13 protein-coding genes are annotated in these 12,652 nt (G+C 66.8%); 7 read left to right on the top strand and 6 right to left on the bottom strand.

From position 1 onward, the window contains the following. Positions 1–8: 8 nt before the first annotated feature. Both cobO and S58_RS13625 read left to right on the top strand, forming a co-directional pair. Entirely contained in the window at positions 9–617 is a 609-nt protein-coding gene (gene cobO / locus S58_RS13630) for a cob(I)yrinic acid a,c-diamide adenosyltransferase (protein ID WP_042339416.1), read from the top strand. A gap of 4 nt (positions 618–621) precedes the next feature. Beyond that, positions 622–2,115, top strand: coding sequence for a cobyric acid synthase (locus S58_RS13625; protein ID WP_015665906.1), 1,494 nt, complete (start codon positions 622–624; stop codon positions 2,113–2,115). Here S58_RS13625 and cbiB read toward each other — a convergent pair. Beyond that, positions 2,102–3,073: an adenosylcobinamide-phosphate synthase CbiB gene (gene cbiB, locus S58_RS13620; RefSeq protein ID WP_015665905.1), complete on the bottom strand. Its 972-nt coding sequence runs from the start codon at positions 3,071–3,073 to the stop codon at positions 2,102–2,104. The genes S58_RS13625 and cbiB overlap by 14 nt on opposite strands. Before the next feature lie 39 nt (positions 3,074–3,112). Here cbiB and cobD point away from each other — a divergent pair, with 39 nt between their 5' ends. Next, a complete protein-coding gene (cobD, locus tag S58_RS13615; RefSeq protein WP_015665904.1) occupies positions 3,113–4,144 on the top strand; it encodes a threonine-phosphate decarboxylase CobD in 1,032 nt (343 codons plus the stop codon). Here cobD and cobS read toward each other — a convergent pair. Genes cobS through cobT form a run of 3 tightly spaced genes read right to left on the bottom strand, consistent with a single transcriptional unit; the run spans position 4,141 to position 6,505 of the window. Beyond that, a complete protein-coding gene (cobS, locus tag S58_RS13610; protein WP_015665903.1) occupies positions 4,141–4,860 on the bottom strand; it encodes an adenosylcobinamide-GDP ribazoletransferase in 720 nt (239 codons plus the stop codon). The two genes, cobD and cobS, sit on opposite strands and share 4 nt — an antisense overlap. Continuing rightward, positions 4,857–5,450: a histidine phosphatase family protein gene (locus S58_RS13605; protein ID WP_015665902.1), complete on the bottom strand. Its 594-nt coding sequence runs from the start codon at positions 5,448–5,450 to the stop codon at positions 4,857–4,859. The genes cobS and S58_RS13605 overlap by 4 nt, the downstream gene beginning before the upstream one ends. Further along, on the bottom strand, positions 5,450–6,505 hold the full coding sequence (cobT, locus tag S58_RS13600; protein WP_015665901.1) for a nicotinate-nucleotide--dimethylbenzimidazole phosphoribosyltransferase: 1,056 nt from the start codon (positions 6,503–6,505) through the stop codon (positions 5,450–5,452). Before cobT ends, S58_RS13605 begins: the two co-directional genes overlap by 1 nt. A gap of 205 nt (positions 6,506–6,710) precedes the next feature. Here cobT and S58_RS13595 point away from each other — a divergent pair, with 205 nt between their 5' ends. Further along, complete coding sequence (locus S58_RS13595; protein WP_015665899.1) at positions 6,711–9,068, top strand: Orn/Lys/Arg family decarboxylase; 2,358 nt, start codon at positions 6,711–6,713, stop codon at positions 9,066–9,068. 15 nt (positions 9,069–9,083) lie between these two features. Further along, a complete protein-coding gene (locus tag S58_RS13590) occupies positions 9,084–9,656 on the top strand; it encodes a GNAT family N-acetyltransferase (protein WP_015665898.1) in 573 nt (190 codons plus the stop codon). A gap of 8 nt (positions 9,657–9,664) precedes the next feature. Here the strand turns inward: S58_RS13590 and S58_RS13585 are convergent, their stop codons facing one another. Together S58_RS13585 and S58_RS13580 are read right to left on the bottom strand one after the other, a co-directional pair. Next, positions 9,665–9,877 carry a hypothetical protein gene (locus S58_RS13585; protein WP_015665897.1) on the bottom strand — a complete coding sequence of 71 codons (213 nt, stop codon included), beginning with the start codon at positions 9,875–9,877 and terminating at the stop codon, positions 9,665–9,667. A 430-nt stretch (positions 9,878–10,307) separates the two neighbouring features. Next, on the bottom strand, positions 10,308–11,357 hold the full coding sequence (locus S58_RS13580; protein WP_015665896.1) for a hydroxyacid dehydrogenase: 1,050 nt from the start codon (positions 11,355–11,357) through the stop codon (positions 10,308–10,310). A gap of 124 nt (positions 11,358–11,481) precedes the next feature. Here S58_RS13580 and S58_RS13575 point away from each other — a divergent pair, with 124 nt between their 5' ends. Together S58_RS13575 and S58_RS13570 are read left to right on the top strand one after the other, a co-directional pair. Beyond that, positions 11,482–12,030, top strand: a complete 549-nt coding sequence (locus S58_RS13575) for a thiamine pyrophosphate-binding protein (protein WP_015665895.1) — start codon at positions 11,482–11,484, stop codon at positions 12,028–12,030. Then, positions 12,027–12,626: a thiamine pyrophosphate-dependent enzyme gene (locus S58_RS13570; RefSeq protein WP_015665894.1), complete on the top strand. Its 600-nt coding sequence runs from the start codon at positions 12,027–12,029 to the stop codon at positions 12,624–12,626. The genes S58_RS13575 and S58_RS13570 overlap by 4 nt, the downstream gene beginning before the upstream one ends. Positions 12,627–12,652: the final 26 nt, after the last annotated feature.

The following is a 12,652-nucleotide window of genomic DNA, read 5'->3' as shown; positions in this document are numbered from 1 at the left end:
AGATGCCGATGACCGAGAGCGCCGACGATTCACGCCACAAGGCGAAGATGGAGAACCGCAAGGCGGTTCAGGATGCCGAGGTCGCCTCGAAGACCGTCGAGAAGGGCCTGCTGATCGTTCACACCGGCAAGGGCAAGGGCAAATCGACCGCAGCGTGGGGCCTGATGCTGCGCGCCATCGGCCGCGGCTTTCGCATCGGCGTCGTGCAGTTCGGCAAGGGTGCGTGGGAGACCGGCGAGCGCAAGGCGATCGAGACGTTCGGTGATCAGGTCTCCTGGCACACACTCGGCGAGGGCTTTACGTGGGAAACGCAGGATCGTGCGCGCGACGTCGCCGCGGCCGAGCGCGCCTGGGCCAAGGCAAAGGAGCTGATGGCGGATCCGTCGATCCGGCTCTTGGTCCTCGATGAGCTCAACATCGCGCTGCGCTACGATCACCTTGATATCGCCGACGTCGTCGCCACGCTCGCAGGGCGGCGTCCCGACCTGCACGTCGTCGTCACCGGCCGCAACGCCAAGCCGGAGCTGATCGAGGCCGCCGATCTCGTCACCGAGATGAACCTCGTGAAGCATCATTTCGCGGCCGGTGTGAAGGCGCAGGAAGGCATCGAGTACTAGGCTCATGAGCGCGCGCGCCATCATGTTCCAGGGCACCGGCTCCGACGTCGGCAAATCGCTGGTCGTCGCAGGGCTCGCGCGTGCGCTGACATTGCGCGGCCTGAAGGTGGCGCCGTTCAAGCCGCAGAACATGTCGAACAACGCCGCCGTCACCACGGATGGCGGCGAGATCGGCCGCGCCCAGGCGCTGCAGGCGCGCGCGGCGCGGCGGCCGATGACGGTGCACATGAACCCGGTGCTGCTGAAGCCGCAAAGCGAGATCGGGTCGCAGGTCGTGGTGCAGGGCCGCGTCATCGGCAACGCCAAGGCGTCCGCCTATCAGGCGATGAAGCCGCAATTGATGAATGCCGTGCTCGACAGTTTTCATCATCTGGCTGCTGATGCCGACATCGTGCTGGTCGAAGGCGCGGGCTCCGCCTCCGAGATCAATCTGCGCGCCGGCGACATCGCCAACATGGGTTTTGCGCAGGCGACGCAGATTCCGGTGGTGTTGATCGGCGACATCGACCGCGGCGGCGTCATTGCGAGCCTGGTCGGCACCAAGGCGGTGCTCGCGCCCGAGGATGCCGCGCGCATCGCAGGTTTCCTCGTCAACAAGTTTCGGGGCGATCCCGCCTTGTTCGCGTCGGGCATGAACGAGATTGCGGAGCGAACGAGCTGGACATCGCTCGGCCTCATTCCGCATTTTTCGGATGCGCGCCGCCTGCCGGCGGAGGATGCGCTGGGCCTGGCCGAACGCGGATCGCCCGGAGGGCATCGACCGAAGGTCGTCATCCTCGCCTATCCGCGCATTTCGAATTTCGACGAGTTTGATCCGTTGCGGTTGGAGGATGGGATCGATCTGCAATTCCTGCGGCCGGGCACGCCCATTCCCGGCGACGCATCGATTGTGATCCTGCCGGGCTCGAAGGCCACGATCGCCGATCTCGCCGCCCTGCGCGAGACCGGCTGGGACATCGATCTCTTGGCGCATCTGCGCCGCGGCGGCCGCGTGCTCGGCATCTGCGGTGGCTACCAGATGCTCGGGCGCGTGATCAGCGATCCCGACGGACACGAGGGTGCGCCAGGTTCTGTCGCGGGACTCGGCCTGCTCGACGTCGAAACGACGCTGGCCGATGACAAGGCGTTGCGCGAGGTCCAGGGCACCTTGATGGACGATCAACTGTCGTTCCGCGGCTACGAAATGCACATCGGCCGCACTGAAGGGCCGGCGACGCAGAGCCCGTTCCTGACCTTCTCCGACGGCCGGCGCGATGGTGCCATTGCGGCCAACGGCCGGGTCGCCGGTTGCTATGTGCATGGCTTGTTCGCCGATGACGGCCTGCGCGCCCATTGGCTGCGCGGCCTCGGCGCGACGACCAGCGGCCTGGCCTACGAGACCGATGTGGACGCGACCTTGGATGCATTCGCGGCGCATCTCGAGCGCTACGTCGACGTTGACCGCATCCTGGCGCTGGCGAGCCCGCCCGCGCGCCCAGTGGCGGCTACACGATCCTGATCAGAACGAGTCCTGCGACGACCAGGGCCTGGATCAGGCACGCCAGCCGATAAAGCCGCAAGGCGCGCCGGATGTCGGACGCGTCGAGATCGGCGCGCCCGTTCCCCATCCAGGCATCGGTGACGAGATGACCGTGATAGACGCGCGGCCCCGCCAGGCGCAATCCGAGCGCCCCCGCCATGGCCGCTTCGGGCCAGCCGGCATTGGGCGACCGATGCTTCGACGCATCGCGCGCTACGGCCTGCAGCGCGGCCGAAGCCGAGGCGGCCGGAACGCAGGCTGCAGCGACTGCGATCCACAGTGCAGAGAGGCGCGAGGCCGGCAGGTTGACGAGATCGTCGAGCCGCGCCGCCGCCCAGCCGAACGCGCGGTGACGGTCCGAGAGATGACCGATCATGCTGTCGGCGGTGTTGAGAGCCTTGTAGGTCATGACGCCCGGCAGCCCGCCGACCACGAGCCAGAACAACGGCGCCACCACGCCATCGGAGAAGTTCTCCGCGAGGCTTTCGATGGCCGCGCGCGCGACACCGGCCTGATCCAGCCGCTCGGGATCGCGGCCGACGATCATCGCCACCGCTTGGCGGCCGCCGTCGAGTCCCGCCCGTTCCAATCCTTCGGCGACGGCTGCGACATGCGTATCGAGACTGCGCTGCGCCAGCAGGCTGCTCGCCAACAGACCGAGGGTGATGGTCGCGGCCGGCTCGCCGACGAATGCCTGCATGACCCAGGTTGCGGCGAGCCCGATGGCCATCATCCCGGCAACGAGCAGACCAACGAGCGCGACGCCGCGCGCCCGCCGTGCGGCGAAGCTGTCTCCTGCCCTGTTCCAGCGGCGGTCCCCCCATGCTATCAGCGCGCCCACCCACATCACGGGATGACCGATCCGCCGCACCAGCACCTGGGGATAGCCAACCGCCGCCTCGACGAGGAGCGCCGTGAACGCGAGAGAGACGAACATCGATCTCCGCTGAAGATTAAAGACATGTAGAGGAAAGAGATGGACGACAGAGCGACTAGCATGCGCGCGGACGCGCCGGAAGCGATCCTTCACGGCGGCGATCTCGCTGCGATCAGCGGTCGCTATCCGGATGCGCCACAGCCGTGGCTCGATCTGTCGACCGGTATCAATCCGATACCCTACCCAGTGCCGACGATCCCGCCCGCGAGCTGGACGCGCTTGCCCGGCAAATCCGAAGACGACGCGCTGCGCGCCGCGGCCGCGGCACGCTATGGCGTGGCAGAGCCCGACATGATCGTTGCCGCGCCGGGCACGCAGGCGCTGTTGCAGATCCTGCCGCGGCTGCGCCCACGCGCGACCGTCGCCGTGCTCGCCCCGACCTATGAGGAGCATGCGCTGTGCTGGCGCCGCTGCGGTCATCGCGTTGATCTTGTCGATGACGTCGATGCGCTCGCTGGTGCCGATGTTGCCGTCATCGTGAATCCCAACAATCCGACCGGCCGCCTGCTTACCCGCGATGCGCTGGTCAGATTGGCCGCGACTCTGCGCCGGCGCGACGGCCTGCTGATCGTCGACGAAGCATTCGTCGACCTCTCCCCCACCGATGCCAGCCTCGCGTCCGACCTGCCGCCGGCCACGATCGTGCTGCGCTCGTTCGGCAAGGTCTATGGCCTCGCTGGCGTCCGCCTCGGCTTCGCAATCAGCTCCGTAGACATTGTACGGCAACTCCATGATGCGCTCGGGCCCTGGGCGGTGTCCGGACCGGCGCTCGCGATCGGAACGACGGCCTTGGCCGATACTACGTGGCTCGAGCAGACACGCGCCCGGCTCGCGAAGGATTGCGCACGCATCGACGACCTTCTGAGCACCTTAGGCTGCACCGTCATCGGCGGCACGCCCCTGTTCAGACTGATCAAATCGCCGAGCGCATCCGACATTGCCGAGCGGCTCGCCCGGCATGGCATCCATGTCCGCCGTTTTCCGGCTCAGCCAGACTGGCTGCGCTTCGGCCTGCCCGGAGACGAGGCCGCCTGGCAGCGGCTGGCGCAGGCGCTCGGCAGCGCGTCCTAGCCGAGCACGCAGGCGGCGAGCAGCAGCGTCTCCGTGACCTCGATGCTGGCGCCATGGCAATCCCCAGTGATGCCGCCGAGCCGCCACTGCCAATAGAACGCGATCACCGGAACGAGAACGATCGCAATCAGCGTCGGCACCGCGCCCGCGAGCGCGCCGATCGCGAGCGCGCCGCCCCAGGCAACGATGACGTTCCAGCCGACGCTGTTCGAGATGCTCGCCCCCAACCCCGGCTTCAGGGACAGCAGCGTCTTGTTGCAGATCAGCGTCCCCCAGCGCGCCCAGGCCGGGATCAGCACCAGAGCCCAGGCCGTCGGGCCCGTCGCCAGCTCGGCGATCAGCACGAGCTTGGCGGCGATCTGCAAGGAGATCGCGACGACGGCGAAGCTGCCGGCATGGGGATCGCCGAGCACGGCGATGAAGCGCTCGGGCTTGCCATGCGCGGCGCCGAACGCATCGGCGACATCGCCGAGCCCGTCGAGGTGCAGCGCGCCGGTGATCCAGATCCAGGCGACCAGCACGGCCAGCGCGACGATCCATGGATCGACATCATGAAAAAGACGGGCGACCAACGCCAGACAGGCACCGACCACGAGGCCGGCTGCCGGAAACCAGACCGATGCCCGCGCGAGATCGTCCGGTCGCGACTCTGTGACCCGCGGTGTCGGCAGCCGTGTCAGGAACTGCAATGCGATCCAGAATTCACGAAGCATCATGGCTGGATGATCTCGACGATTTCGCCCCAAGCTACACCATCATCGCCCTGCCCGGATTCGAGCGTGATCCGCGTACCGGGACGGATGCGCAGGCTCCACAGCTGGCGCAGCGGCCAGCCGAGCAGATGCGATAGCGCGGCGCGCATGGCGCCGCCATGGGTCACCACCAGAACCGGCGCAGGCTCGGACTTCGCTAACATGCGATCAGTCGCGCGCGTGACACGCGCTCGCAGATCGACCCAGCTCTCACCGTTCGGTGCCCGGATTGTGGGATCAGCATGGAAGGCGTTGAGCGAGGCTTCGCCTCCGGGCGCGGCGGCGATGTCGCTGCGGCTTCGTCCGTCCCAGCGCCCAAAATCGAGCTCGCTCCAATCCGCATCGATGTCCAGCGCACAGCCGGTCTGCCGCGCATAATCCTCCGCTGCCACTCGTGCGCGCGCCAACGGCGAGCTCACAACTCTGCGCCAGATCCGGCCTTGCGTCTGCCGCCGGACCTGATCCCAGCCGAGTTCGCTGAGCGGCGGATCGGTTCGGCCGTCGAGATAGCCGTCTCGTCCCGTCGTCCCGTGCCGCAGCAGATCGATCCGCATCAGGACTCGCGTCCCGATACGGCAGCCTCCGCGAAGGTCGCCATGCCCCCGTGGAGCGCGCAGGCCAGCCGGACGATCGGCAGCGCAGTTGCGGCGCCCGAGGCCTCGCCGAGCCGCAGATCGAGGTCGATGAGAGGACGGGCGCCGAGCGCGTCGAGCACAATGGCGTGGCCGCGTTCGGCCGAGCGGTGCGAGAACAGCAGCCACGGACGGCACGAGGGATTGAGGCGTATGGCGACCAGCGCCGCGACCGAGACGATGAAGCCATCGACCAGCACCGGCCAGCGCCGCTGCGCGGCGGCGATGATCGCGCCAGCCATCGCAATGATCTCGAGGCCGCCGACGGCGGCCAGGATCTCGGCGACCGGCGTCGGCGATACCAGCCCATGGCGCGCGAGCGCATCGCCGATGATCCCAGCCTTTCGGGTCCGCCCGGCTGCATCGAGACCCGTTCCGCTGCCGACAATGTCCGCAGGCGCACAGGTCAGCAGCGCGGCGGCGATCGCCGCGGCCGACGTCGTATTGCCGATCCCCATCTCGCCGAAGATCATGAGCTGCGGCGCGTGATCGGCCTGCCGGGCGACAGCGCGGCCGCCCGCCTCGCACGCGAATGCCACCTCCGCCGGCGTCAGCGCTCGCTCGACGCTGAAGTCGCGCGTGCCACGGCACGGCTTGTCGACGACGACCCCAGGCACACGGGCGTCAGCCAGTGTGCCTGCATCAACGACCTCGAGTGGACAGCCGAGGCTGCGCGCCAGCACCGAGATGGCCGCGCCGCCGCCGGCGAAATTGTGCAGCATCTGCACGGTCACTTCCGGCGGATAGGCCGAGATCCCCTGCCGCGCGATGCCGTGATCGCCTGCGAACAGCACCACCGGCACACGATCGGCACCAGGCGTCTCGGTCGCCTGCAGCGCCGCCAGCTCGACCGCAACATCCTCCAGCCGTCCGAGTGCACCCAGCGGCTTCGTCAGCTGCGCCTGCCGCGCCAGGGCCGCCTGCCGATGGGTCTCGGATGGGGCCGCGCAATCAAGGCTGATCCATTCAGGGAGCACCGCGGATCCTTTTCGCTGTGGTCGGGTTTGGACGATTGCCACCGCGGCGCGGCCAAGACAAGCGCAAGGCGCGATCGGCTCAAGGAGCAGGAGGCGAACAAAGCAGGCCCATTGGCGGAACCTGTGCGCGCCGACTACGCGATTGTCATCCAACTGTCATGAAACGCGTCGACAGCTGGCTGCCCTTCCAGCCCGAAAGACTCTCATGGATTACTTCCGCCGCTTCACCTTCCTGTTCGCCGCGCCCGTGTTCGAGACCGACGACCTCGCCGGCGTCCGCTTCAACCAGATCATCGAGGAGATCCAGCGATCCGGCTTCGAGGTCGTGCGGGCGCGGAAGCTGGAGGATGCCGAGATCGCCGTGCAAACGGACGCCGCGATCGGCTGCATGATCGTCGACTGGGGCAAGAAGGGCCTGGAAGGCAAGACCGCGGCGCTGATCAACCTGATGCGCCGGCGCGGCCTGGACTTCCCGATCATCCTCCTGATCCGGCGCAAGCGGTTCGAGGATCTGCCGGTCGAGGTGCTCGATTTCATCGACGGCTATGTCTTCCTGTCGGAGGAGACGCCCGCCTTCATCGCCAAGAACCTGATCAGCCGGCTGAAGCAATATGCCGAGACCTTGAAGACGCCGTTCTTCGGCACGCTGGTGGACTATGCCGAGGAAGGCAACCAGCTCTGGACCTGCCCCGGGCACAATGGCGGCGTGTTCTACAGCCGCAGCCCGATCGGCCGGATCTTCGTCGAGCATCTCGGCGAAGCCGTCTTTCGCGACGACCTCGACAATTCCGTGCTCGATCTCGGCGATCTCCTCACCCATGAGGGACCTGCTCTGCGCGCGCAAAAGGAAGCAGCGCAGATCTTCGGTGCCGAGAAGACCTATTTCGTCCTCAACGGCACCTCGACGTCCAACAAGGTGGTGCTGGGGGCGCTGGTCACCGACGGCGACCTCGTGCTGTTCGATCGCAACAACCACAAGGCCGCCCATCATGGCGCGCTGCTGATCTCGGGCGGCTTCCCGATCTATATTCCAACGGTTCGCAATCCCTGGGGCCTTATCGGTCCGATGCGCTGGGACCTGCTGGACGAAGAGCATCTGCGGCAGCAGATCCGTGACAACCCGCTGGTCAAGGACCCCGACGCCTGGCGCAAGCCGCGCCCATTCCGCGTCGCAGTGGTCGAGCAGTGCACCTATGACGGCACGATCCATAGCGCCGAGATGATCCTCAAGCGGATCGGCCACCTCTGCGACTACATCATGTTCGACGAGGCCTGGGCGGGCTTCATGAAATTTCACCCGCTCTATGCCGGTCGCTTCGCCATGGGCCTCGGCGAGCTCGGCCCCGAAGCTCCCGGCATCATCGCCACGCAATCGACCCACAAGCAGCTCGCGAGCTTCTCCCAGGCGTCGCAGATCCACGTCAAGGACCGCCACATCAAGGGTCAGCGGCGGCGGATCGAGCATCGGCGCTTCAACGAAAGCTTCATGCAGCACGCCTCGACATCGCCGTTCTACCCGCTGTTCGCCTCGCTCGACGTCGGCGCGCAGATGATGAAGGGCCGCTCCGGTGAGGTGCTGTGGGACGACACGATCCGGCTCGGCATCGAATTGCGCAAGAAGATCAGGGCGATGCGCAGGGAATTCGACGAGAAGGAGAAGGATCCGGCACGGCGCTGGTTCTTCGAGCCGTTCGTTCCGGATCGCGTGTCGATCCCCGATGCGGCCAATCCCGGGGCGAGCCATGATGTCGCCTGGGAAGCGATCTCGACCGACCAGCTCGCGACCGACGCCTCGCTCTGGCAGCTCGCGCCCGAGGCAGCATGGCATGGCTTTCCGGATCTCGCCGCCGGCTTCACCATGACCGATCCGAACAAGCTGACGTTGCTCACCCCGGGCTTCGATCGCGCCACCGGCGGCTATGCCGATCACGGCATCCCCGCGCCCGTGGTCGCGCAATATCTGCGCGAGAATCGTATCGTCGCCGAGAAGAACGACCTCAACTCGCTGCTGTTCCTGCTGACGCCCGGCGTCGAGGCGAGCAAGGCCGGCACCCTGATCAGCGGTCTCGTCGCGTTCAAGCGGCTGCATGACGACAACGTGCTGCTGGAGGACGCCATCCCGGAGTTCACGCGCAAGCGCTTTGGGCGTTACGGCAAGCTGCGGCTGCGCGACCTCTGCGGCGAGATGCACCGCTTCTATCGCGAGGCCGATGTGAGCGCGCTGCAGGCGAAACAGTTCCAGCCGCAGCACATGCCGGAGATCGCGATGTCGCCGCGCGAGGCCGCGCGCGCGCTGATGCGCAACGAGGTCGATTACCTGCCGATCGACCGGATCGAAGGTCGCATCGCGACGACGCCGTTCGTGGTCTATCCGCCGGGCATCGCGACCATCGTGCCGGGCGAGCGGCTATCCGAGCGCGCCAAGCCGATGATCGATTATCTCAAGATGTTCGAGCGCGCCTTCAACGCCTTCCCGGGTTTCGACGTCGAGATTCAAGGATTGTACAAGGAGATCGACGAATCTGGCCGGATCCGGCTCCATACCTATGTTTGCGCAGAGTAAAGAGTAATTCGAACCATGGACAGCACCACGACCGTTCTCGAGACCGAACCGCCAGTGCTGGTCCGACCGTCCCGCGACGAGGACGTCGACGCGATGCTTGCGATCTACCGACGGCACATCCGCCGGGGAATCGAGGAGAGCGCCGCCGGCTCGGGCGCGCCGGAGCCTGATGATCTCAAGCAGCGGCGCAAGAACCTGCGCAACCAGCGCCTGCCGCATCTGGTGGCGACGTTCCGCGGCGAGGTCGTCGGCTATGCCTATGTGGTGCAGTTCAGGAAACGGCCGGCCTACCGGTTTGCGGTCAAGCACTCGATCTACGTCCATCACGAGCATCTGGGCCGCGGCGTCGGCAGGCTGTTGATGCAGGCGCTGATCGATGCCTGTGCTGCTGCGGGGTATCGGCAAATGATCGGCTATATCGACGCGGACAACATCGCGTCCCTCGGCATCCACGAGCGGTTCGGGTTCGCCCGGGTCGGGCTTCTCCCCGGGGTCGCGTATCGTTTCGGCCGCTGGTCGGACACCGTCATGGTGCAGCGCTCGCTCGGCCCAGGCGCAAGCGACGCACCGGCCGGCATGGGCCGCTGAACGGCAGGTCAGGACGGAAAGTCGGCCGCTTCCACCTGGATGCGATCGGCATGCAGCGACCAGTCGCGCAACTCCTGCTGTTCGCAGAACTTCGTCTTGGCGATCTCGGCGGCCTGGCCTTCGTCGTCGGCCTCGACTTCGAGCGTGCCCTGGCAGATCTCGCACTGGCGGCCGTTCTCGCCCAGCACGTCCTTCATGAAATGGATGACATAGCGCGACATGCAACCTCCTGCCTCTCAAGCAGTACTGAAAGCGATGTTAGCGCGCTTGGCGGTCCGCTGTTGACTGATATCAAACGGACGACGCAAATATTTGACGGAGCAACGGAACCGGCGCTCAGGCGCCGACGGATGGCAGGCTCGCCGCAGCGATGGCGACGAACTTCGACACCGCGCGGCTGACGCGACCATGGGTGGACTTCAAGATCGAATTGAGCCGGCGCATCGGACCGCTTTCCTTTCGGCGCCGAGCGAAAAGGCAGGCTTAAGCTCATGGCGCTGTTGGAAAAATGATCAGTGCCCGCGTGGCTGTCGAGACGCGCCGAAAAATAGCAATGTCCGCTTCGTCGAAGCCGCCCTGGAGAGAACAAACGCTGCTGCGTTGCGGCCTCCGACGCATGAAATCTTCTCAGGCCCTTTGCTCCCCGCCGGCCTAGGCCGGCGTCACTCCGAACGCCTCGCGGAACCGGGCGCTGTAGCGGGGCCAGGCCTCGGGGTTGATCAGGCGGGGCGGCCGGCCGCCGTCGAGCGCGCCCAGCAGCTGCTCGGCGGCGATCTGGCCCATGTTCTGCCGGGCCTCCCGGGTCACGCCGGCCGTATGCGGGCTCGCCAGCACGTTGTCGAACTGCAACAGCGGATGCTCGGGCGGCGGCGGCTCCTTGGACCAGACGTCGAGCCCGGCACCGGCGATGCGCTTGTCGCGGAGCGCCGCAAGCAGTGCCTCCTCGTCGTGGATGAAGCCGCGGGCCGTGGTGACGAAATAGGCATGCGGCGGCATCAGCGCGAACTCCCGCGCACCGATCATGCCGCGGCTGTCCTTCGTCAGCGGGCAGTTGATCGAGACGAAATCGGAGCGCCGCAGCAGGTCATGGAGCTCCATCTTCTCGGCGCCGCGCGCGGCGATCTCCTCGGAAGAGAGATAGGGGTCGTAGGCCAGCACGGTCATCCCAAGCAGGCCGCGGCACAGCTCGGCGACCCGACGGCCGACATTGCCGAGGCCGACGATGCCGATGGTGCGGCCCTGCACCTCGTTGCCGATGAGGTCGTTGCGGTTGACGTGGTGCTCCCGACGCAGCCGGCGGTCGGACTGGATGATCCGCTTCGACAAGGTCAGCATCATGCCGAGCGTGTGCTCGGCCACCGAATGCGCATTGCCGCCGGACTGGTTCACCACCAGGACGCCGGCCGTCGTGCAGGCCTCGACATCGACCGGGTCGTAGCCGGCTCCGTTGCTGGAGACGATCAGAAGGTTCGGCGCGCGGCGCAGCAGGTCGGCATCGACATGGAAGCGGGGCGCGAGCTCGTCGCGGGCCGCGCCAATCTGGTAAGCGTGGGCCGCGGCCAGAATGGGCGCGCATGCGTCCTCCGGGCTCTCGTTCTCCAGCCGGTCCAGCCGGACGTCGGCGCGGCCTGCAAGCAGCTCGCTGAAGATCGGGTGAGCGAGATATTTGACGTAGAAGACGCGCTTCGAATTCGCGGCCATGGTGAGGCGACCTCCTGGTTCTTGCTCTTGATTTCGGACTCAACTCGGCGGGGCCGGCATGTTGACAATCGTCCCGGTCACGTCAAGCTCGCGAGCCGCCGAGACGCGACCGGGAGGAACGAGAATGGCCATCGAAGCCGATGCGGCGCGACCAGCATCGACGCCCAGCTGGCACGAGATCATCCTGGCCACGTTCAAGCGCAACGAGGTCGATCTGGTCCCCTATGTTCCCGACCGCGTCCTGACACCGTTGATCCAGAGCCTGCACGACGACCCGTTCTTTACGACCTTCGCCACGGCGCGCGAGGAGGAAGCCGTCGGCATTCTCGCCGGCGCCTGGATGGGCGGGCGGCGCGGCGCACTGCTGATGCAGACGTCCGGCTTCGCCACGCTCGCCAACGTGCTGGCCTCGCTGGTCGTGCCCTGCCAGATCCCGCTGACCATGATCGTGTCCGAGCGCGGCACGCTCGGCGAGTTCAATTACGGCCAGTCGCTGGTCTGCCGGACGATGCGGCCGGTGCTCGATGCGCTGGCGATGGAGCATCACACCATGACCCGCCTCGACGAGCTCGAATTCGTCGTCGACCGCTCGATCAAGCAGGCGGTCGCGACGCAGGCGCCGGTGACACTGATCCTGTCGCCTTTGCTCACCGGCGGAAAGGTGTTCGCATGAGCGCCGCCATCCGCAACACCAGGGTCATGAACCGCACCGACCTCACCTGCCGGCTGGTCGCGAAACTGACCCACGAGGAGGCGGTGATCGGCGGCATCGGCAACACCAATTTCGACCTGTGGGCGGCAGGCCAGCGGCCGCAGAACTTCTACATGCTCGGCAGCATGGGGCTGGCCTGCCCGATCGCGCTCGGCGTCGCGCTGGCGCAGCCGCAGCGCCGGGTTTTCGCGCTCGAAGGCGACGGCTCGCTGTTGATGCAGCTGGGCTGCCTGACCACGATTGCGACGCTCGCCCCCAAAAATCTCGCCATCATCGTCATGGACAATGGCATCTACCAGATCACCGGAAACCAGCCGACGCCGGCCCGGAACGCCGACATCGTGGCCATTGCCGCCGGCTGCGGCATTGCTGCGAGCCATTGGGCCGCTGACGAGGAGGATTTCGAACGCCTGGTCGATGCGGTGCTGGAGACCGCCGGCCCAACGCTGATCGCGGCGCGGATCGACGACAAGCCCGGCGTGGGCGCGACGCGGCGCGATCCCGCCCAGATCCGCGAGCGCTTCATGCAGGGGCTGGGCGTGCGGCAACCGATCTGAAGCGCCCGGCGACGACGCCGTGCGGT

The sequence above is a fragment of the Bradyrhizobium oligotrophicum S58 genome (genome assembly GCF_000344805.1).
Classification (GTDB): Bacteria; Pseudomonadota; Alphaproteobacteria; order Rhizobiales; family Xanthobacteraceae; genus Bradyrhizobium; species Bradyrhizobium oligotrophicum.
This window is presented reverse-complemented; position numbering and strand designations above follow the sequence as displayed.